Here is a 20,511-nt window from a genome sequence, read left to right as displayed (position 1 = left end):
CGCAATTATTGCTGCGGCCTGAACGTTATTTAAATGAAGATCGCATTCTGTTTATAAGACGAATAGAGCACACAAAGCCGCGAGGGCAAATATCAATAACGGCAGTAGATAGTTAAATATGACACACCCGTGTCACGCTTTTTGTTACTGAACAAATAACGCTGCGTGACGGTCAATACAGGTCGGCTTGTTGACAGTATTGATAATAAAAGGTAAATGGTTGACCTGTCTTAATGCACAGAGAACAGCGTCTAAAGGAAAGAACATGACTGAACGTAGCTATTTTGATAACGATGCGCTGGAGATGGAAACGACGGTCATCAGCTGTACACCGCAGGACGATGGCCGTTTTCGTGTCATCCTCGCCGCCACCCTTTTTCATCCGCAAGGCGGCGGGCAGCCTTCCGATCGGGGAACCCTTGGTACGGCGGACATGCTCCATGCCGCACAGGAAGACGGCGAGATCGCCCATTACACCGATGGGCCGGTCGCACCCGGCCCGGTTCACATCAAGGTGGATGAAACGCTGCGGCGGTTGCATAGCCATTATCACTCTGCGGGACACTTTATTGCCGTGGCCGGGGAGAGATTCGGCTGGCACGGCAGCAAGGGCAATCACCGCCCTGGCGAAGCGCGGGTGGTATTTGAGCCCACTGAGCAGAAAACACCAGTGACGGCAGAGCAGATTGCAGCCGATGTCGCTGAGATTGTCGCGCGCGATCTGCCGCGCCACCTGACGATCGCAGACGGCCGTCGTGAGGTGACCTGGGGAGACTTAACTGCGTATGCCTGTGGCGGTACCCACGTGGTCAGCACGGCTGAGGTGGGTTTAGTGCGCATTCTGAAAATCAGTGAAAAGAAAGGCGTGATGACGGTCAAATATGAGGTTGGCGAGTAGGCGTTACCAGCGCTGAAGCCCTGTATAAAACGCTTAAAAAAAGCGCATTTTTCGGAAACTACTGACCATATTAACATGGCATTAAAAACAGTATTGACTCGTGATCTTATTGGAGTAGTTTATTAACCAACGGCAGGAAAAACCCTCCAGTCGTTAATAAGTTAACGCTTTACAGTGTTAAGTAAGTAATCTGCGATGAAGGTCACGTAATATTGTTGTATGGGCATTGACGGTGGGGAAGTTATCCACCCGACGCGTTAGGGCCTCGAAACAAAATCTGTACCGATCGCAGGATGGGAACGAAAACGCGATGATGTCAGGCCATGTTTCAACAGTACTCAGAGTCGACGTATCGTTATCTTTTATGACGATTTTCCGACGATAGTCAGGCCATGCATCAAGAGTATATATCGCGATGGGGAGATGTACGTGTTCCGCCCGCTCGTAGAATGGGCTGTGTTTAAGCGGTAATAATAGGAGGTCATTTATTAACACAGTGCCTAATATTATCTGTGTGGACTTGTACATTTAACGTTGTACAATCAGCAGTAAATCGATGTAAGTAAATTAATGCTAAATTACGAGTATGCAGTACGTTAAAAGCCCTGACCTGAAAAGTCGGGGCTTTTACATTTCTGCGGTTGTCGAAAAACGTTCCAAACCTTACCGGTAATTATCCGCCCTGCTCAACTGAACAGGACGGCATTTTGGCTGTTATGCGTCAGACAAGCGGAAGGTGGAGACGGAGTGCGTCAGGTAATGCACCTGCTCTTCCAGAGAAGCCGCCGCCGCCGCGGATTCCTGCACCAGCGAGGCGTTTTGCTGGGTCACGCTGTCCATCTCGGTCACCGCCTGCTCAATCTGACTGATGCCGCGACTCTGCTCATCAGAAGCGGTCGAAATATGATCCATCAGCACATCCACCTGGCTGACCGAAGCGATTATCGCCCCGATCGCCTCGCCGGTCCGGCCAACCTGATCCGATCCGGCGCGAATGTTGATAACGGATTCGGCAATCAGACTTTCGATCTCTTTGGCCGCCACCGCACTGCGCTGGGCCAGATTACGCACTTCCGCTGCCACCACCGCAAACCCACGGCCCTGTTCACCGGCACGCGCCGCTTCTACCGCCGCATTCAGCGCCAGGATATTGGTCTGGAAAGCAATGCTGTTAATAACGCCGGTAATATCTTCGATTTTCTTCGAACTGCTGTTAATCAGTCCCATGGTGACGATCACCTGCTGGGAGACCTTTTCGCCGGTTTTGGCATTTTTCACCGCTTCGCCGGTCAGGCGGCTGGCTTCGAAGACGTTTTCGGTGTTCTGTTTCACCGTCGCGCCTAACTCTTCCATGCTGGCTGCGGTTTCGGTCAGGGCGGCGGCCTGCTGCTCGGTGCGCGACGCCAGATCGATGTTGCCGGCAGCAATCTCTTTCGAGGCGTGCGACACGGTCAGCGTCGAGTTGCGAACCTGACCAATAATGTCGGTCAGCGACTGGCGCATCTGCTCCATGGTGGCCATCAAATCCTGGATTTCGCTCTTAGAACCGACAGTGACCGGCACCGGCTGGTCGAGGATCCCTTCGGCGATTTTGCTGCAATAGGCTTTCGCGCTGTCCAGCGGATTCAGCACATAGCGTTTGATAAAGAACAGCACGGCGGTGATCACCAGCAGGAACAGCACGCCAAAGAAGATAATCACGCTCATCCCCAGGCTGAAGTGGCTCTGCGCATCGCTGTTGAGCTTTTTAGCATAGGCCTCGTGCTCGGCGAGCACCTGATCGAGGACGATTTCATACTGTCGGTCGAGACGGATCACCGTCGCCAGCTGGTCCTTAAAGCGCGCCTGATCGTTGGCTTCCGCCGCGTCAATCATCGGCTGAATGCCCTGCTGACGGTAGGTCAGATAGGCCTGCTCATAGGCTTTTGCTGCCGCGTCTTCACCGGCTAAGCGCGGCGCATCTTTATACGCCTGGAATGCGGCATCGGCCTTGCCGATCACCGTCTTCACGCCTTCCAGCGACGGCTTAGACAGCCCATCGCTCCCCTCACTGGCCTTCATATATTCCATCAGTCGCAACCGTAAGGTGCGGCTGTGGTTAATCGGGTCAATGATCGACAGCACAACGCGGATCTCTTTATTGACCGCATCAAGCGACTGGTTGCTGCGGGTCAGCAACCAGATGCTGGCGAACATACTGCTAATAAAGATGATAAATAAGAACAACATAATCAACAGCGAGGATTTTTTAACCGACATAGCGTTATCCAGATAAGGGGAGGTCTTTAACTGTTAACGGCATAAATTTCGAAAAATTTAGCCCCTGCCCCCAGGATCTGCTTTGAAAAGGCGATTTTGCAGCGAATGTTAAAATCGGTGTCGGCTACGCCGGGATTAATGTCGGCTGGCACAACCACATTTCGGGATGTCACCGAGCACTTCTTTGCCTAAATGCGAATGCCTGACCTGCAGCTGGCCCTGCTGCCACTGGCCGCTGAGATCGGCCCGCTTGTCCAGCAGTCGGTTTAGCGCCTCGGTCACCAGCAGATCGCTGCGTGGTGCCCAACTGGTCAGGTGCCAGGGGGATGAACCGGCATCATCACTGTCATTGAAGCCCACCACGCCGATGTGCACGCCCTGACCAAAATCCCGGATTGCCTGAATCGCGCCGAACGCCAGCAGATCGTTTTCACATAACAGCGCATTAATGCGTTCTGACGCCCGGGTCTGTTTCAGATAGGCGGTCATGGCCTGCCATGCCAGTTCGCGGTCGTCGTTGCCGGCAATCAGCACCCTGTCCAGCCGTTTATCCGCCGCCGTCAGGCTGTCGACAAAACCGGCCATCTGTCGCAAAGGCGTTGAAGCGCGGTCTTTGCCCTGCATAAAGCCAAAACGCTGATAGCCTTGCGACAGCAGCAATTTTCCGCTCTCAACGCCCGCCTCATACCCCTCGGCCGCAACCACCGACTCCTCACCCTCGCTCGCGCCGCCAAGCTGGACGACGGGAACGCCGGGAAGAAGATCGCCTGCCACCGACTGCGCAGTGCCGTCGGCAGTGAGGAATACCAGTCCGCCGGGTTCGAGGCCTGCGGCTTTTTGCATCAGGGACGGCGTGCGGTCCGCAGAACGGGCATTGAGCAACAGCGGCAGATAACCGCGCAGATCCAGCTGCCGGGTGACTTCGTTCAGCATTTTCAGGGTCCAGGGATTGTTGAATCCCTCGATGACCACGCCAATAACGCCGGCGCGCTGGCCGCCTTTTTGCTGCTGCTGGGGCTTATCCGTCATGAGTATTTTCCCGCTTATCAGGCTAATTCGGTTGAGAGAATGAACAGGCATTCGCGCTGTTAAGATGGTGCGATCTGTCATCAGCATGACGCAAAGTCCAAGATCTGTCACCGTCGCGAAGCGACATCTGCAACACAGATCGTCTGATAAAATGCATTTACACATTTAAATTTATAAATATAATGGCCCGGCAAATTATTCTCAAAAAACCGGAAGCTTTATGAATCGTCCTACCCTTTTTTCCCCGCTTCAGCTTGGCGGCTTCACCCTGCGTAACCGTATTGCCTTGCCGCCTTTAACACGCTGCCGCAGTGAACAGCCTGGCAATATTCCCGGCGAGATGATGGTGGAATACTACCGTCAGCGCGCCACCGCCGGCTTTATGATCACCGAAGGGACGCAGATTGAGCCGCGTGGACAGGGCTATGCCTGGACGCCGGGGATCCACAGTGAACCGAAGATCGCCGGATGGAAAAAGGTTACCGAAGCCGTACACCAGCAAGGCGGTACGATCTTCTGCCAGCTGTGGCACGTGGGCCGCGTCTCGCATACTGCGCTTCAGCCCGGCGAACAGCCGCCGGTAGCACCTTCTGCCGTCACCGCCACCGGCGTTCGCGTGTTTATCGAAACCGGGCCGGGCGAAGGCATGTTGACGTCGCCCAGCGATCCCCGCGAACTCAGCACCGACGAAGTGAAAGAGATTGTCGGGCTGTATCGTCAGGCGGCAGTCAATGCGCAGGCCGCCGGATTTGATGGCGTGGAGCTGCACTCTGCCAATGGCTATCTGATCAATCAATTTATCTCTGAACACACCAATTTCCGCTGTGATGAGTACGGCGGTTCGCTGGAAAACCGGCTGCGCTTCCTGAAAGAGATTGTCGAAGCGGTCAGCGAGGTGTTTGGCAGCCAGAAAGTCGGCGTGCGTTTTGCGCCGCTGTTTACCAGCACCGACGAAGAGCGCGTCTATTTAGGCCTGGTGGAAAGCGATCCGCACGCGACCTATATCGCTGCGGCCGGCATGTTGAATGAACTGGAGATTGGCTATCTGTCGATTGCCGAAGCCGACTGGGATAACAGCCCGGATCTGCCGGTCAGCTTCCGCACGGCGCTGCGGGAAACCTTCCACTGGCCGATCATGTATTCCGGCCGCTATACCCGCGAGAAAGCCGAAAGCATTCTGCAAAATGGCTGGGGCGATCTGTTTGGATTCGGCAGAACCTTTATTGCCAACCCGGACTTACCGGCCCGCTTTGCGTCGGATGTTGCGTTAAATCCGGTGGATGCGTCCTCGCTGTATGGTGGCGGCGCTAAAGGGTATACTGACTACCCGGTTTACCGCTCCTGATTGTTTGTGAGGCTGCATGTCCCCTGAAAGCGCCATGAAATTACTGTCCAACCCCACCCGGTTGGCGGTGTTGCAGTGGCTGAAGACCCCGCAACAGGCCTTTGCAGGCTATAGCCAGCTCTATGACTATGACCTGTACGGGGTGTGTGCCAGCCTTATTCAGGACAAGGCCGGCTTATCCCAGCCGGCCACCTCGCTGTGCCTGAAGGTGCTGTTTGAAGCCGGACTGCTGGAAGCCAGCAAGGTTGGAAAGTGGACCTATTATCGCCGCAATGAAACGCGTATTAATGACGTGCGCGAAAGCCTGGTCGGCTTTTTGCAGGATTTATAACGCCGTCGCATCACCCTGCGCCCTCCGTGAGCTGGTGCACCCAACCCGACTCAGCATATATCGAGAGCGGGTCATAGCGGGTAAACCAGCGCAGCATATAAATAAAAAGCCGGCAGCTGCCGGCTTTTTATTTTTCACACACGGTATGCCCTTAACCTGATGAAAAATCAGCGGCTGACGCGATTTCCTTGCTCATCAATGATCGCTTCGCCATCCTCTTTGATAAATGCACCCTGCTGCGGGTCTGGCAGTATGTCGAGGACCACTTCGGAGGGGCGGCAGAGCTTCGTGCCCAGCGACGTCACCACCACCGGGCGATTAATGAGGATCGGATGAGCCAGCATGGCATCGAGCAGTTCGTCATCGCTGAAGCGGTCTTCCGCAAGGCCGAGGTGCTCGTATGGGTCGGTATTTTTACGTAGCAGGGTGCGTACGCTGATGCCCATGTCGGCAATCAGTTTTTTCAGCTCGTCGCGCGACGGCGGTGTTTCCAGATACAGAATCACCGTGGGTTCGGTGCCGCTGTTGCGGATCAGCGCCAGCGTGTTGCGTGACGTCCCGCAGGCCGGGTTATGGTAAATGGTGATGTCAGTCATGAGCGGTACTCCGATAAGGCGCTGCACAGGCGCAGCCCTGGGGTTAGGATTAAACAGACAGGCGCAGGGCCAATGCGGCCAGCGTCACAAAAAGTACCGGCAGGGTCATCACTATGCCCACGCGGAAGTAGTAGCCCCAGCTGATAGCGATATTCTTCTGCGCCAGTACGTGCAGCCACAGCAGGGTGGCGAGGCTGCCAATCGGGGTGATTTTCGGGCCGAGGTCGCAGCCGATGATATTGGCGTAAATCATCGCCTCCTTCACCACGCCCTGAGCGGTGCTGCCGTCAATCGAAAGCGCGCCAACCAGCACGGTAGGCATGTTATTCATGACGGACGAGAGCGCCGCCGTCAGGAAACCGGTGCCGAGCGTAGCGCCCCAGACGCCGTGCTCTGCAAACCTGTTCAGGACGGCAGAAAGGTAATCTGTCATTCCGGCGTTACGAAGACCGTACACGACCAGATACATGCCCAGCGAGAAGATAACAATCTGCCAGGGCGCGCCTTTCAGCACCTTTCCGGTATCGATCACATGTCCTTTACGGGCAACCAGCCAGAGAATAAACGCCGCTACCGCTGCCACCAGGCTGACCGGCACGCCGAGCGGTTCGAGGGCAAAAAAGCCGACAAGCAGCAGGATGAGCACAATCCAGCCAGTTTTAAAGGTGCGCACATCTCGAATAGCTTCACGCGGCGCTTTCAGCTTCGCCAGATCGTAGGTGGCTGGTATGTCCCTGCGGAAAAACAGGTGCAGCATGATCAGCGTGGCGGCAACCGAAGCAATATTTACCGGCACCATGACCGAGGCGTACTCACTAAAGCCCAGCTTAAAGAAGTCTGCCGTGACAATGTTCACCAGGTTCGACACGATGAGCGGCAGGCTGGATGTGTCGGCGATAAACCCTGCCGCCATCACAAATGCCAGCGTCGCACCCGGGCTGAAGCCCAGCGCCAGCAGCATGGCAATAACAATCGGCGTCAGAATTAAAGCCGCTCCATCGTTGGCGAAAAGTGCCGCGACAACTGCGCCTAACAGTACGATATAGGTGAAAAGCAGCCGGCCTTTGCCACCTCCCCATTTGGAAACGTGCAGCGCAGCCCACTCGAAAAAACCGGACTCATCGAGCAGCAGGCTGATAATGATTACCGCAATAAACGTAGCTGTGGCGTTCCAGACAATCTGCCAGACGGCCGGAATATCGTCGATGTGTACCACGCCCGTCAGTAGCGCCAGGCCGGCACCAATTACGGCACTCCAGCCAATACTGAGTCCTTTCGGCTGCCAGATGACCAGTACCAGGGTCAGGACGAAAATCGCACCCGCCATAAACATAGCTTCTCCTTTTTTAAACAAAACTAACCGTTAATCCGGGCTGACAACAACACATACATAAAAACAGATATGTATAGGTAAATTTTTACATGCAGACAGGTTTGCCATTGGTTGTTACGTTATCGCGTTCTGCCTGTTGGCTGAGATGCAGAATGTCATCCCGCTGGCACAGATATGCCTGCTCAATGATTGCCGCAGACCATGCAGGCATGTGTGGTGATAACCGATAATGGATCCATTTGCCGTCACGCCTGTCGAGGAGAAGGCCGCCTTCTCTCAGAAGAGCCAGGTGCCGGGATATCTTCGGCTGAGTTTCTTTCAGGGTTGACGAAAGTTCACAGACGCAGAGTTCACCTTTTTCCCGAAGTAACAGGACCAGATTGAGTCGGGTCTGGTCAGACAGGTTTTTGAAAAGGTGAAGAGGCTCAAGTTGATGCATGATGACTCCTGATTCCAAGACTGAAGCCAGTGTCGCCTGCTGCAAAGAGAGTGTCAAATACATATTCATTAATTCGAATATGTATATCAGTGCACCATTATTCTTCCCGGAGGAAAATTTATGCTGTGCCTGATCTGCTGATTCAATGTTATGGCTGCGGAGCACAACCGGCATGTGCATACCCAGCACTGGAAACATGATCCCACTCCCCTCACATAAACCGTCACGTCTGTTCGCCTTGTCCATACCGAGTCATGCTCCCGGTAACCGTTCAACCTGATGTGCTGGCGTGAAAGGTGAAGCGGAGGGCCATATGCCGCTAAACAAGATTCGGTGTGGGAATGACCTTCAGGGCGAGAGACGGGCTCACTCTGCTTCAGTGGTGACAGCTAATCACCACATCGTGTGAGATAAGACGCTGAAGGATAAGTGGCGCGCAACTACCGACTTAGTTCAGCCAGCCGTGGATTCTCACTCAGGCGACGCCAGGCGCTTTCCACTGCGCCCGGCATCTCAACCGCGCCAATATACCCTTTGCCGTTCGGGCCATAACCGTGGGCATCATCTTTCAGGCGGGCCATTTCCCCCAGAATCATCGACAGATAGCGCTCCAGTGACCATATCCCGCCTGACACCGGCGCGCCGGTAATGGTGAGTTGGGAATCTACCCTCGTCAGCACGGGGGTAAATACCGGCCAGCTCAGGCATTCAGCCTGCACGCCCTGCTGGTGCCACTGATGTAAATAGGTGGCTTTGGTGCGTCGCTGCATCAGCGGATCCTGCACCAGCAGATACTTTGCCGGAACCTTCCCGGCCTTTTGCAGAAAAATGAGGCTGAACTGCGCGTTTTCGCCACAGTTCCTCGAGCGGTTTTCATTCAGCACCTGCTCTGGCGGTAAACCAAAAGCCTGTATTGCCATCGCTTGCAGCAGATCGCCTTCCCCGCCGGTCAGCGTAGCGAGTTGCTGATAACGCCCGTCTGCGGCCAACGCCATGCGCAGCAGTTCGGTGGAGTGTCCCTCGCCGCCGCTGAGCAAAAGAGGAATGCCGCGCTGACGGGACAACGCCATCGCCCCTTCAATTTCCGGGAGGATGGCATTACCTGCGAGGATAATAAGTTGAACGTCGTCGATCTCCCGTTCCGCCAGGTCGTTTTCCGCCAGCCAGTGGGACAACAGATTGAAATCATCGACTTCATAAACGCTGAGTTGCATTAAAAACTCCTTATTAAAAGCATTACAGGTCAGGCAGAGTCAGATAAATTTACCTTAATGGAAAGCCTCCGCAGGAAAATTCGGAAATCATGCCATGAAACGCCAGCCAACCCTTCCGGGGCTTAAACGCCCGATGAAGCTCAGTACCTCCGTCAGCCTGATGGTCAGCGCGGTGATTGTCGCCGTCTTACTGGCCGTCCACTTTTTCTATTTCCTGCAGATAAGCCAGGTCACAAACAAAGGCGTCGAGGATAAAGCGTTGGCGGTGGCGCGGACGCTGGCGGATTCGCCGGATATTCATCGCGGATTGCTGTTACCGCCGGACAGCAACGTGATTCAGCCGATCGCTACCGCCGTGTTGCAGAGCAATGACCTGCTGTTTGTGGTGGTCACCAATATGGCCGGCATTCGCTATTCGCATCCCAACAAAGACGCCATTAATCACCACTTTATTGGCGACGATTTGCAGCCCGCGTTGCTGGGCAAAGAGAATGTTTCGATCAACCGTGGGCAGTTAGTACAGGCATTGCGGGTGTTTACTCCGGTGTTTGATGCTGAACACAAGCAGATTGGCGTGGTGGTGATTGGCATCTCGCTAAGTGAAGTGGCGGATCAGATTAACCAGAGCCGTTGGAACATTCTGTGGACCGCGCTGTTCGGCATCCTGGTGGGTGCTATCGGCACCTGGCTGTTGGTGAAAGCCTCCCGACGGATCCTGTTCGGCCTGGAACCGTACGAAGTCTCTGAGCTATTTGAACAGCGTCAGGCCATGCTGTATGCCATCAAAGAAGGGGTGATCGCCGTGGATATCAACGCCCAGGTGACGTTGATTAACCATGCCGCGCGCAAGCTGTTCCGCGAGACCGGCATGCCGCAGGCGCTGGAAAGCGAAATCATTCAGAGTATTCAGGCCACCGGCGCGCTGATTATCAACCTGCGTGAAGTGCTGCGCAGCGGAAAACCGCAGCGGGACGAAGAGATCCTGTTCCGCGGTCGGGTTTTGCTGTGCAACACCATGCCGGTGCTGAAAGGCGGCGTGATGATTGGCGCGATCTGCTCTTTCCGCGATAAAACCGAAGTGACCCAGCTGACCCAACGCCTGAGCGGCATGGTTAACTATGTGGACGCGCTGCGTCAGCACTCCCACGAGTTTATGAACAAGCTGCATGTGATCCTCGGCTTATTGCATATGAAAAGCTATGCGCAGCTGGAAGATTACATTCTGAAAACCGCCAATAACTACCAGACCGAGATCGGCTCGCTGGTGAAAAAAATCCAGTCGCCGGTGATTGCCGGCGTGCTGCTGAGTAAATTAAACCGCGCGGCGGACAGCGGCCACCAGCTGATCCTCAGCGAGGACAGCTTCCTGCCCGACAGCGGCAACGAACAGCAAACCTCGGTGCTGGTCACCGTGCTCGGCAATCTGATTGAGAACGCCTTCGATGCGCTGGCGCAGCAGCCTGATGGCGAAGTCAGCGTGCTGCTACACTATCAGAACGGCTGGCTGAGCTGTGAAGTCAGCGATGACGGCCCCGGCATCCCGGCAGAACAGCTTGATGCGATCTTTGAGCACGGCTTTTCGTCGAAGGGTGAGCAACGCGGCGTAGGTTTATTCCTCTGCAAGCAGCAAATCCAGAGCCTTGGCGGCGAAATTATTGTAGAGTCCGACCCTGGGGTTTATACCCAATTCTTAGTACAACTGCCGTGGGATGGAGGAAACCGATCCGCATGCTAAATGTGTTAGTCGTCGATGATGATGCGATGGTGGCAGAGCTGAACCGCTGCTACATTGGCCAGATCCCGGGATTTGCCTGCTGCGGCGTGGCGTCAACGCTGAAACAGGCCAGAGAAATGGTGCTGCACAGCGAACTGTCGGTGGATTTGATCCTGCTGGATATCTACATGCAACAGGAAAACGGGCTGGATTTACTGCCTGAACTGCGGGCGGCCAGGCGCAATATCGATGTCATCGTCATCTCTTCCGCCGCCGATGCCCAGACCATTCAGCAATCGCTGCATTACGGCGTGGTGGATTATCTGATCAAGCCGTTCCAGTTCTCCCGCTTTGAAGAGGCGCTGACCGGCTGGCAGCATAAGAAATCGCTTAAGGACCAGCATCCGTGGTATCAGCAGACCGATGTCGATGCCCTGCTGCACGGCAATCCGCCGGACGTCACCGAAGCGCACCGTCTGCCAAAAGGCTTAACGCCGCAAACGCTGCGCACGCTGTGCCTGTGGATTGACAGCCATCACGACAGCGAGTTTTCAACCGACGATCTGGCCGCCGCCGTGGCCATTTCCCGCGTGTCGTGCCGCAAATACCTGATCTGGCTGGCGCAGCGTAAAATCCTCTCCACCAACCTGCATTATGGTTTAACCGGCCGGCCGGTTTATCGCTACCGCTTGCAGGCGGAACATCGCGAGCTGTTAAAACAGTTTTGCCAGTAGCCTTAAACGGCGTGAAAATCCGCGTCCAGCAGCGTGAAGCTAAACTGCCGCTGGGAAGAGCAGATCACCTGGCGGTCGCGGGTCACAAAAACGGCTTCGATTTCGGGTGTGTTTGCCAGATAGTCGAGGCCTTTTTTAACGCCCATTCCGTACAGCAAGGTGGTGTAAATATCCCCGTCGATGGAGTCCTCAGAGATCACCGTCACGCTCAGTAATTCGTTATCCAGCGGATAGCCGCTGGCCGGGTCCAGAATATGGTGGTAGCGCTTGCCGGCCAGCTCGAAATATCGCTCGTATACGCCGGAGGTCACCACCGATTTGCCGCTGACGGTGATCACCCCAATCAGTTCTTCCGGCGCGCCAAACGGCTTCTTCAGGCCGATGCCCCAGCCCGGCGCCTCGCTATCCGGCGTTCCGCCCAGCGTCTGCACGTTGCCACCGAGATTGATCAGCGCATGTTCAACGCCCTGCTGACGTAAAAAATCCCGCACCCGATCGGCAATATACCCTTTGGCGATGGCCCCCAAATCGATCTCCATCCCGCGCTGTAGCAGAAACACCGAACGGGCCGCTGGGTCGAGGATCACCTGCTGCGGATCGGTCAGCGGCAGCAGCGCCTGAAGTTCTTCCGCCGGCGGCACGCTGTCGCCGTGAAAACCGATCTTCCAGCGTTTGACCAGCGGGCCGATGGTGACGTTAAACAGGCTGTCCGGCAATACGCTGACCGCTCTGGCGCGGGCGATCAGGTCAAACACCGGCTGGCTGACCACCACCGGTTCGATGCCGGCGGCATGGTTGACCGACATCACTTCCGACTGCGGCCGGTTGACCGTCAGCAAAATCTCCTGCTGCTTAATCACTCTGAACACCGCGCCGGCCAGCGCTTCATTATGATCAAACAGTTTGAGAAGGATCGGCGACCCCATCAGCACTGCGGAGTAGGAATAGACGTGGGTGTCAGATGACATGCTGCGCTCCTGCTTTCTGCCCAGATAGGGCTGACATTGTGCCACGGCGCATCATTTTGTGCTGGTGTTTGCCATCCGCATCGCTGGGCGATCGAAAGCCGGTGAGGCTTAAGATTGTTTTATCAGGGTTAACATCTGCTTATTCACCGCTACGCCTTCACGCCAGCAGTAAGTAAAGAATAAAATAACTCAGCAGATAGCCGGCAAGTATTATGCACAGCACTTCCCCTTCGCCTGATTCTTTTTCAGCCGACCGCAATTCTGCGGAATGATTCCGCGACCGGTAAGGTTCCGGATACTCCGCTGAGCGTTTTGTCATATATTTCACCACGCGTAAAGGTTAATAACCTAATAAACCGGACTTAAGGTAAATCAGAAGCTGTAAGTAATGGCGGCGATGGCGGTAAATTCATTCCGGCGATAAACAATCGGGCTGTCATCCGCCTTCTCACCCAGCCAGGTATAATTACCGATCAGCATGCTGCCCCACTGCGCGCTGTACTGATGATTCCAGGTCAGGCTCGACTGCATGCCGTAGAAGCCACCGCCGGTGTGATAAGTTGCATAGCCGCTGCGCTCGCTCTGCTGTCGGTTAACGCCATAAAAGGTATTGTTGTAGCGGGCATCGCCAAACAGCGCCGCCGTCTGTAACGCCACCGTGTCGGTGCTGGTCTGCCAGGGCAGCAGCGTGACGGAGCCCTGATACTGCACGCCCTGCGAATCCGTCAGCGGTAAGGTGGCCTTACCTTCAACGGAAAACCACGGCGTGGCCTGCCAGCCAATGGCGATCGCCGTATTGGCCACCGCGCTGATATTACCCATGCCCTTCAGCTTATCGGAGCCATCCCGCCAGAGATTGTTGTCGTCCGACCGCCCAAGGTTGTAGCCCAGCGTGTGTTCCAGATAGAGGCCATTATCCGCCTGCAGGTCGTAGCCCAGACCTTTTTGCGAATCGAAGAAAAACGCGCCGTCGCGCGCCTGCACCAGCGGGACAACCTGCCACTGACGCTGGTCGGAACCGCTGTAACGCGGCGTATTCACCGCGCCGATGCCCACCATCAGGCTGGGATCGGCCGGTGCAGCCTGATCGGCTCGCACTAACGCGCTCTGGGCAATTAACAGCAGGGAGGCTAAAGGCCACAGTCTATTTATCGGCTTCATCATAATCACTCATGTCGGATTTTCTTACCCTGACTCAGGGTCCCTGGAATGAGCTGATGATGAGCGCACGTTATCAACAGACGGTCGGTTATTTATTAAGAACGTGTCAAGACCGACTTATTTCACAGAAAAATAGTGCTATTGATGACGATTGTTTTGTTGTACTCTGCTTTTAATTTCAGGAAATAGTTTTACCGGCAGCCGCTTAATACAAATTAAATGGCTATTGCACGTTATTTAATGGGTGACGTGTTGATAAATAAATTATAAATACGCCAATATTATATTGGCAGATGATTATCAAGAAAGAGTCAAGGTGCAGCGATGCAGTCAAAAAGAATTCTGATCGTTGAAGATGATGCGGATGCCGCCAGCGTGCTGGAGGCCTATCTTAAAAGGGACCATTTTGAGGTCGCCATTGTCGGCGATGGGCTGCGCGCGCTCGATGTTGTCGCCCAGTGGAAACCGAATCTGATCCTGCTGGACGTGATGTTGCCCGGCCTGAATGGCACCGAGGTGCTGGCTGCGCTGCGGCGAAAAAGCCACGTGCCGGTGATTATGGTCACCGCGATGGGCGAAGCGCATGACAAGATTGGCGCGCTGCGTTACGGCGCCGATGACTACGTGGTCAAGCCCTACAATCCCGGAGAAGTGGTCGCCCGTGTCCACGCCGTGCTGCGGCGCGGCGTCCCGGCGGCGCTGGCGGATGAGCGGCTGCGCTGGAACGGGCTGGAAGTCGACAGCGAATCGATGACCGCCACGGTGGGCAGCGAAGCGGGCCGCGCCCTGCTGGACCTGACGCCGACCGAATTCTGTCTGCTCACCACCCTAATGCAATCCCCTACCCGTGCTTTTTCACGCCTGCAACTGCTGGAAAAATGCCTGCCGGACAGCGAAGCGCTGGAGCGGGTGGTTGATACCCACGTTTATAATCTGCGCAAAAAGCTGGAGCTGGCGGGCATCAGCGAAGTGTTGATCAATGTGCGTAGCGTCGGCTACCGGTTCAGACAGCCATGAGTAAAATTTCCCATCAGTTTTTATGGCGCTGGATCTGTATGCGCATCCTGGCGCTGGCGATTGGCACCATCGTCATTATCGCGGCGTTAATGTGGCTGCGGTTTGCGCTGGAAAATATGTGGATCATGCAGCGGATGTCACCGGCACTGAAGCAGGAATTTCAGATCCTCCTTCACAACCCGACCCTCAATCCTGCCCGCTTCCATCAGATTATGGACGATCGCTGGGGGCTGCAGTATTCGGTGCCCTCTATCGCCTCGCCCGACTGGATTGCGCTGGGGGTGATGATCGTCATCATGATCCCGGTGATCACCCTGGTCGGTTTGCGTATCGCCCGGCCGTTATCTGCACAGTTTGGCAGCCTGGTGCTGGCCGCCGGCGCGGTGGCACGCGGCGAGTTTTCCACCCGCGCGGCACAGATAAAAAATGCCCCGACCGAGCTGGTGCGCTTTACCGCCGACTTTAACGCCATGACCGCCCAGCTGGAGAGGTACGATCGTGAGCTGCAGGCGTCGCACGTGGCGATGGCCCATGAACTGCGCTCGCCATTAACCGCCGCCATCGGCCGGATGCAGGGCATGCTGGATGGGGTTTTCCAGCCGGAGCCGGAGCAATTGCAGATGGTGATGAAGCAGTTACAGCATCTCAGCCGCTTAACCGATGAGCTGCACCTGCTCTCACTGGCGGATGCCGGGCAGCTGGTGTTGCATCATGAGAGCCTGGATATCACCGAGCTGCTGCACGAGCGGGCGAACTGGCTGACGCCGCAGGCGGAAGCGCTGGGCATGGCGATCGTCATCAGAGAACAGGCCCCCTGCATGATCACCGGAGACGCCTTCCGTCTGGCGCAGGTGTTCACTATCGTGATGGAGAATGCCCTGCGCTATGCCGCCGAGGGCGTTGCCTCAGCGTGTGGCTGGAAAGCCAAGGCGACCGGCAATCGATCTGTTTTAAAGATCGTGGGCCGGGTGTAGCGGAGGATTTTCTGCCTTCGCTGTTTGACCGCTTCACCCGGGCCGATTCCTCACGGGCGCGGCATTCGGGCGGCTGCGGTCTGGGTCTGTCGATTGCCCGCGCCATCTGTCTGGCGCACGGTGGCGAAGTGGTTGCAACGCTGCCGGACGACGGCGGCCTGCTGATAACGGTTATGCTTCCCACCGACCGGGATAAAAGTGCGCAATAAAGTCAGAAATTGACCCCATCTTGATAAAACATACGGCGATTCTGGACAGGTCGTCCTGAAACTGACGCGATTCAGTTTCAGGACGATGACCATGACCGCGTTGATTATCCCTTTCGTCAGACAAACACTGCATGCCCTGGCCGTGAGCCTAAAAAACACCCTGCTGGTTATCCTGCCGGTGACCTGTTCACTCTGCGGCTGCGGCGAAAAATCCCCGCTGCCGGTCGCGCCTCCGCGCCCCGTTCGCTTCATCCTGGCCCCCGCTCCCGAGTCGGGTGTGTCACTGAGCCAGACCGGCGAAATACGTGCCCATGATGAAATCACGCTGGGCTTTCGCCTTGATGGCAGGATCACCGCCAGAGCGGTGGACGTTGGCGACCGGGTGCACGCCGGACAGTCGCTGGCGACCATCGAAAGTGAGAGCAGCCATAATCAGCTGCTCAGCGCCCAGGCAGACGTTGAAAGTGCTGCGGCTGCCGAACATCTGGCCGCCCTCAGCCTGAAGCGAATGACGTTGCTGATGCCGCAGGGCGCAATTGCCCGCGTCCAGCTGGATACCGCGAAATCAGACTGGCAGTCCGCCGCCGCCCGACTGAAAAGCAGTCAGGCAGCCCTCAGCAATGCCAGAGAAACCCTGTCCTGGACCACGCTGAACGCGCCGGAAGACGGCATTATCACCGGCGTCAGCGCCTCAGCCGGGCAGGTGGTCAGCGAAGGCCAGACCGTGGTGACGCTCGCCACCTCAGGCAGCCGGGATGCCGTCTTTGATGTCGCCGATCCTCACCTGTTTAGCGCAAATGCCAGCACACCGTTGCTGATCACCCTGCTTGCCAATCCGGCGGTTCAGGTCAGCGGATCGCTGCGTGACGTCAGCCCGCAGGCCGATGCGCAAACCCGCACCTGGCGCATCCGCGTCACCCTGAACAATCCGCCGGACGCGATAGCGTTGGGAGCCAGCGTACTCGGCCAGATAACCCTGCCGGGACAGTCTGCCATCCGCCTTCCGGCGTCGGCGCTGACCCGTTCTCAACACGCCGCCGCGCTATTCGTGGTCGATCGCAATACGCAGACCGTGCACCTGCGGCCGGTGGTGGTCGACCGCTTCACCGTGGACGCGGTGTGGGTGAAATCCGGCATCGCACCCGGTGAGGCGGTGGTGACCGCCGGCGTCAGTCATCTACGCGATGGCGAGAAAGTCAGTGCTGGGGAGCCGAATCCATGAATGCCAAATTCAATCTTTCCCGCTGGGCGCTGAGCCACCAGCAGCTGATGGTGTTTTTTATGCTGTTAATCATGGCTGCGGGCATCATGAGCTTTGAGCAGCTGCCGAGAAATGAAGATCCTGCCTTCACCATCAAAACGGCGGTGATCGGTGCGCAGTGGCCTGGGGCGACGGTCACGGACATGGTCAATCTGGTGACCGATCCGCTGGAACAAAAGCTGCAGGAGATCCCGCATCTGGATTATGTCGAAAGCGAAACGCGTGCCGGTCAAACCACCCTGTTCGTCAACCTGCGCGATGACACGCCGCCCAATGCGGTGGCGGATATCTGGTATCAGGTCAGAAAGAAGGTGCAGGACCTGACGCCTTCCCTGCCTGATGGCGTCAGTACCCCGGCGGTCAACGATGAGTTCGATGACACCTGGGGCACTATTTACGGCTTTACCGCCGAGGGGTTTAGCCCGCAGGAGCTGCGCGACCGGGTTGAAACGGTTCGCCGCAGCCTGGCCAGCCTGACGGACGTGGGCAAAATCCGGCTGATCGGCGTTCAGGAGCAACAGATCACCGTGGCCTTCTCGTTGCATAAGCTGGCGGGAATGGGGATCACTGCCGATCGGGTGGCGGACGCGCTGAAACAGCAGAATGCCGTGGTTTCAGCGGGCACGTTAAGGACGCCCGGTGAAAATATCGCGCTGCGGGTCAGCGGGGCTTTTACCTCAGAACAGAGTCTGCGCCAGGTGACCTTGAATATCGCCGGTCGCTATATCCCGCTGGCGGATATTGCCAGCGTCACCCGTGATATCGCTGACCCGCCTGCGCCGGCATTTCGCGTAAACGGTGAGCCGGCGATAGGGCTGGCCATTTCAATGGCCGCTGGCGGCAATATGCCGGCATTCGGCAAGGCGCTGAATCAGCGGATGGCGGCGATCCAGCAGCAGCTGCCGCACGGCATTGAGGTGGTGCAGGTTGCCGATCAAAGCCAGGTGGTGGTTCAGGCGATCGGCAGCTTTGTTCGGGTGCTGCTGGAAGCGATCGCCATCGTGCTGGCGGTGTCTTTTCTCTCGCTGGGAATGCGGGCCGGCCTGGTGGTGGCGGCCGCCATCCCGCTGGTGCTGGCCCTGACCTTTATCGGTATGCAGCTGGCGGGGATCGGGCTGCAGCGCATTTCACTGGGTGCGCTGATCATTGCCCTCGGCCTGATGGTCGATGACGCGATGATCGCCGTGGAAACCATGGTCACCCGTCTGGAAGCGGGCGACAGCCGCTGGCGGGCGGCGACGGTGGCGTTTGAAACCACGGCGTTTCCGATGCTGACCGGCACGCTGGTGATGATCAGCGGCTTTATCCCGGTCGGTTTTGCCGCCTCTGCCGCCGGGGAATACTGTTATTCCCTGTTCGCGGTGGTGCTGATTTCGCTGCTGTGCTCCTGGGGCGTGGCGATACTGTTTTCGCCCCTGATCGGCAGCTGGATGTTGGCCGAATCCCTGCACGGGCACGTCAGAAAAGAAGGCAAACTCATCGGCTGGTATCGCGGAATTCTCCAGCGCGTGTTGCGCCACCGCCTGCTGACCATTGGCATCGCGCTGTGCCTGCTGGCCCTGTCGGCGTGGGGAACCACCTTTATGCAGGGCGAATTCTTCCCGGCCTCCGATCGTCCCGAGCTGCTGGTCAGCCTGAACCTGCCCGCCAATGTCTCTCAGGCGGAGACCGCCCGCAGAACCCGCGATCTGGAAGCTCGGCTGAAGGGCAATGATAATATCGATCGTTTCAGCAGCTATATCGGCGGCGGCGCGATCCGCTTCTATCTGCCGATGGACGTGCTCAACGACAATGAAAATACCGCGCAGCTGGTGTTGGTGGCGAAAGACCTCGCCGCCCGCGATCGCCTGCGCAGCCAGCTACAGGCGATGCTGAGTCAGCACTTCAGCGATATCACCACCCGCGTGTCGCCGCTGGAGCTGGGGCCGCCGGTGGGCTGGCCGGTTAAATACCGGGTGACGGGACCGGATAACGACACCGTCGGCATCTTTGCCCGTCAGCTGGCGGAAGTGGTCGGCAAAAATGCCCTGACCCGCGATGTGAATCTGACCTCAGGTGAGCCCGAGCGGGTCACCAACCTGCTGGTTAACCAGACTGCGGCGCGGGCGGCGGGCCTGTCTTCGGAAAGTCTCGCCGACGGGCTGAACACTTACTGGTCAGGTAAGCAGGTCACCACCTTGCGTGAGGGTAACCGTCAGCTTGGCGTGGTGCTCCGCGGCAGCGACAGCGATCGGCAGGACCTGGCGGCGCTTTCCGGGATGCTGTTTACCAACAGTCGGGGAGAGAAGATCCCGCTGGCCCAGGTGGCAACGCCACAATGGCTGGTTGACGATCCGGTTATCTGGCGACACCAGCGGCTGCCGTTTATTACCGTGCAGACCGATGTGGCACCCGGCGTCCGGGCTGAAGCCCTGTCGGACAGCCTCGCACCGGCTATTGACCGATTCCGCACCTCGTTGCCCTCGGGCTACAGCATCGAAGAGCTGGGCACGGTGGCCGAATCAAACAAAGGCAACGGCTCGATCTTTGCCGTGCTGCCGGTGACGCTGGGCATCATGCTGGTGCTGCTGATGGTGCAGCTGCAGCGCTTTTCACGGCTTTTCCTGGCGCTGCTGATGGCACCCTTTGGCCTGATTGGCATCGTGATGGCGATGCTGCCGTCGGGCACGCCGATGGGGTTTGTCGCCCTGCTGGGGGTGATCGCGCTGACCGGGATGATCATCCGCAATGCGGTGATCCTGATCAGCGAGGTGGATAACAATACCCGCGCCGGCATGGCGCATGACGCCGCGATCATTGCGGCGGCGCTGAACCGTTCACGTCCGATTATGCTTACCGCCTGCGCGGCAATCCTCGGGATGATCCCGATCTCCCATCAGGTTTTTTGGGGTCCGATGGCCTGGGCAATCACCGGCGGACTGTTAGTGGCGACGGTGGTGACGCTGACCGTGCTGCCGGCTTCGATGAGCCTGGTGATGCAGACTGAGGTTGATTAACCGCGCAGAGTAGGTAGACTGGTCTACCTACTT

The 20,511-nt window shown here is 56.9% G+C and carries 16 protein-coding genes and 1 pseudogene; 9 read left to right on the top strand and 8 right to left on the bottom strand.

The features are described 5' to 3' along the window. The first annotated feature begins 265 nt into the window (after positions 1-265). On the top strand, positions 266-898 hold the full coding sequence (locus E2F51_RS16120) for an alanyl-tRNA editing protein (RefSeq protein WP_134823940.1): 633 nt from the start codon (positions 266-268) through the stop codon (positions 896-898). A gap of 714 nt (positions 899-1,612) precedes the next feature. Here the strand turns inward: E2F51_RS16120 and E2F51_RS16115 are convergent. Both E2F51_RS16115 and E2F51_RS16110 read right to left on the bottom strand, forming a co-directional pair. Beyond that, complete coding sequence (locus tag E2F51_RS16115) at positions 1,613-3,157, bottom strand: methyl-accepting chemotaxis protein (RefSeq protein ID WP_013201787.1); 1,545 nt, start codon at positions 3,155-3,157, stop codon at positions 1,613-1,615. A gap of 135 nt (positions 3,158-3,292) precedes the next feature. After that, complete coding sequence (locus tag E2F51_RS16110) at positions 3,293-4,186, bottom strand: substrate-binding domain-containing protein (RefSeq protein ID WP_134823939.1); 894 nt, start codon at positions 4,184-4,186, stop codon at positions 3,293-3,295. Positions 4,187-4,406: 220 nt separating this feature from the next. Here E2F51_RS16110 and E2F51_RS16105 point away from each other — a divergent pair, with 220 nt between their 5' ends. Together E2F51_RS16105 and E2F51_RS16100 are read left to right on the top strand one after the other, a co-directional pair. Further along, positions 4,407-5,531, top strand: coding sequence for an alkene reductase (locus E2F51_RS16105; protein WP_134823938.1), 1,125 nt, complete (start codon positions 4,407-4,409; stop codon positions 5,529-5,531). 16 nt (positions 5,532-5,547) lie between these two features. After that, positions 5,548-5,862, top strand: a complete 315-nt coding sequence (locus tag E2F51_RS16100) for a helix-turn-helix transcriptional regulator (protein WP_134823937.1) — start codon at positions 5,548-5,550, stop codon at positions 5,860-5,862. A gap of 167 nt (positions 5,863-6,029) precedes the next feature. Here the strand turns inward: E2F51_RS16100 and arsC are convergent, their stop codons facing one another. The 4 genes from arsC to E2F51_RS16080 form a co-directional block, all read right to left on the bottom strand. Continuing rightward, positions 6,030-6,458, bottom strand: a complete 429-nt coding sequence (gene arsC / locus E2F51_RS16095; RefSeq protein WP_134823936.1) for a glutaredoxin-dependent arsenate reductase — start codon at positions 6,456-6,458, stop codon at positions 6,030-6,032. A gap of 49 nt (positions 6,459-6,507) precedes the next feature. Next, positions 6,508-7,791 (bottom strand): arsenic transporter, encoded by a 1,284-nt coding sequence (locus E2F51_RS16090; protein ID WP_134823935.1) that lies wholly within the window; start codon positions 7,789-7,791, stop codon positions 6,508-6,510. Between the two features lie 85 nt (positions 7,792-7,876). Then, positions 7,877-8,230: a metalloregulator ArsR/SmtB family transcription factor gene (locus E2F51_RS16085; RefSeq protein ID WP_134824887.1), complete on the bottom strand. Its 354-nt coding sequence runs from the start codon at positions 8,228-8,230 to the stop codon at positions 7,877-7,879. A 440-nt stretch (positions 8,231-8,670) separates the two neighbouring features. After that, complete coding sequence (locus E2F51_RS16080; RefSeq protein ID WP_134823934.1) at positions 8,671-9,444, bottom strand: YdcF family protein; 774 nt, start codon at positions 9,442-9,444, stop codon at positions 8,671-8,673. Positions 9,445-9,538: 94 nt separating this feature from the next. Between E2F51_RS16080 and E2F51_RS16075 the strand changes: the two genes are divergently transcribed. Together E2F51_RS16075 and dcuR are read left to right on the top strand one after the other, a co-directional pair. Further along, entirely contained in the window at positions 9,539-11,179 is a 1,641-nt protein-coding gene (locus E2F51_RS16075) for a sensor histidine kinase (protein WP_134823933.1), read from the top strand. Beyond that, the gene (dcuR, locus tag E2F51_RS16070; RefSeq protein WP_013201781.1) at positions 11,173-11,892 is read left to right on the top strand and encodes a two-component system response regulator DcuR; all 720 of its coding nucleotides are present in this window, start codon (positions 11,173-11,175) and stop codon (positions 11,890-11,892) included. The genes E2F51_RS16075 and dcuR overlap by 7 nt, the downstream gene beginning before the upstream one ends. A 2-nt stretch (positions 11,893-11,894) precedes the next feature. Here the strand turns inward: dcuR and E2F51_RS16065 are convergent, their stop codons facing one another. Together E2F51_RS16065 and E2F51_RS16060 are read right to left on the bottom strand one after the other, a co-directional pair. Then, positions 11,895-12,860 (bottom strand): FAD:protein FMN transferase, encoded by a 966-nt coding sequence (locus tag E2F51_RS16065; RefSeq protein WP_134823932.1) that lies wholly within the window; start codon positions 12,858-12,860, stop codon positions 11,895-11,897. Between the two features lie 372 nt (positions 12,861-13,232). Further along, complete coding sequence (locus E2F51_RS16060; protein ID WP_134824886.1) at positions 13,233-14,021, bottom strand: MipA/OmpV family protein; 789 nt, start codon at positions 14,019-14,021, stop codon at positions 13,233-13,235. A gap of 324 nt (positions 14,022-14,345) precedes the next feature. Between E2F51_RS16060 and E2F51_RS16055 the strand changes: the two genes are divergently transcribed. The 4 genes and pseudogenes from E2F51_RS16055 (at position 14,346) to E2F51_RS16040 (ending at position 20,478) form a co-directional block, all read left to right on the top strand. Beyond that, positions 14,346-15,038, top strand: a complete 693-nt coding sequence (locus tag E2F51_RS16055) for a response regulator (RefSeq protein WP_013201778.1) — start codon at positions 14,346-14,348, stop codon at positions 15,036-15,038. Next, positions 15,035-16,221: pseudogene (locus E2F51_RS16050) on the top strand (sensor histidine kinase). Before E2F51_RS16055 ends, E2F51_RS16050 begins: the two are co-directional and overlap by 4 nt. 91 nt (positions 16,222-16,312) lie before the next feature. Then, positions 16,313-17,443 (top strand): efflux RND transporter periplasmic adaptor subunit, encoded by a 1,131-nt coding sequence (locus tag E2F51_RS16045; protein ID WP_134823931.1) that lies wholly within the window; start codon positions 16,313-16,315, stop codon positions 17,441-17,443. Beyond that, complete coding sequence (locus tag E2F51_RS16040) at positions 17,440-20,478, top strand: efflux RND transporter permease subunit (protein WP_134823930.1); 3,039 nt, start codon at positions 17,440-17,442, stop codon at positions 20,476-20,478. The genes E2F51_RS16045 and E2F51_RS16040 overlap by 4 nt, the downstream gene beginning before the upstream one ends. The last annotated feature ends 33 nt before the right edge of the window (positions 20,479-20,511 follow it).

It is taken from the genome of Erwinia sp. QL-Z3 (assembly GCF_004551645.1).
Lineage (GTDB): Bacteria > Pseudomonadota > Gammaproteobacteria > Enterobacterales > Enterobacteriaceae > Erwinia > Erwinia billingiae.
Note: the sequence above shows the minus strand (reverse complement) of the source record. Positions and strands in the feature narration are given on the sequence as shown.

What these genes read in the sequence shown, in the direction of transcription:
- E2F51_RS16120 (WP_134823940.1), top strand. Translation starts at nt 266, where the DNA reads ATGACTGAACGTAGCTATTTTGATAACGATGCGCTGGAGATGGAAACG.
- E2F51_RS16115 (WP_013201787.1), bottom strand. Translation starts at nt 3,157, where the DNA reads ATGTCGGTTAAAAAATCCTCGCTGTTGATTATGTTGTTCTTATTTATC.
- E2F51_RS16110 (WP_134823939.1), bottom strand. Translation starts at nt 4,186, where the DNA reads ATGACGGATAAGCCCCAGCAGCAGCAAAAAGGCGGCCAGCGCGCCGGC.
- E2F51_RS16105 (WP_134823938.1), top strand. Translation starts at nt 4,407, where the DNA reads ATGAATCGTCCTACCCTTTTTTCCCCGCTTCAGCTTGGCGGCTTCACC.
- E2F51_RS16100 (WP_134823937.1), top strand. Translation starts at nt 5,548, where the DNA reads ATGTCCCCTGAAAGCGCCATGAAATTACTGTCCAACCCCACCCGGTTG.
- arsC (WP_134823936.1), bottom strand. Translation starts at nt 6,458, where the DNA reads ATGACTGACATCACCATTTACCATAACCCGGCCTGCGGGACGTCACGC.
- E2F51_RS16090 (WP_134823935.1), bottom strand. Translation starts at nt 7,791, where the DNA reads ATGTTTATGGCGGGTGCGATTTTCGTCCTGACCCTGGTACTGGTCATC.
- E2F51_RS16085 (WP_134824887.1), bottom strand. Translation starts at nt 8,230, where the DNA reads ATGCATCAACTTGAGCCTCTTCACCTTTTCAAAAACCTGTCTGACCAG.
- E2F51_RS16080 (WP_134823934.1), bottom strand. Translation starts at nt 9,444, where the DNA reads ATGCAACTCAGCGTTTATGAAGTCGATGATTTCAATCTGTTGTCCCAC.
- E2F51_RS16075 (WP_134823933.1), top strand. Translation starts at nt 9,539, where the DNA reads ATGAAACGCCAGCCAACCCTTCCGGGGCTTAAACGCCCGATGAAGCTC.
- dcuR (WP_013201781.1), top strand. Translation starts at nt 11,173, where the DNA reads ATGCTAAATGTGTTAGTCGTCGATGATGATGCGATGGTGGCAGAGCTG.
- E2F51_RS16065 (WP_134823932.1), bottom strand. Translation starts at nt 12,860, where the DNA reads ATGTCATCTGACACCCACGTCTATTCCTACTCCGCAGTGCTGATGGGG.
- E2F51_RS16060 (WP_134824886.1), bottom strand. Translation starts at nt 14,021, where the DNA reads ATGAAGCCGATAAATAGACTGTGGCCTTTAGCCTCCCTGCTGTTAATT.
- E2F51_RS16055 (WP_013201778.1), top strand. Translation starts at nt 14,346, where the DNA reads ATGCAGTCAAAAAGAATTCTGATCGTTGAAGATGATGCGGATGCCGCC.
- E2F51_RS16045 (WP_134823931.1), top strand. Translation starts at nt 16,313, where the DNA reads ATGACCGCGTTGATTATCCCTTTCGTCAGACAAACACTGCATGCCCTG.
- E2F51_RS16040 (WP_134823930.1), top strand. Translation starts at nt 17,440, where the DNA reads ATGAATGCCAAATTCAATCTTTCCCGCTGGGCGCTGAGCCACCAGCAG.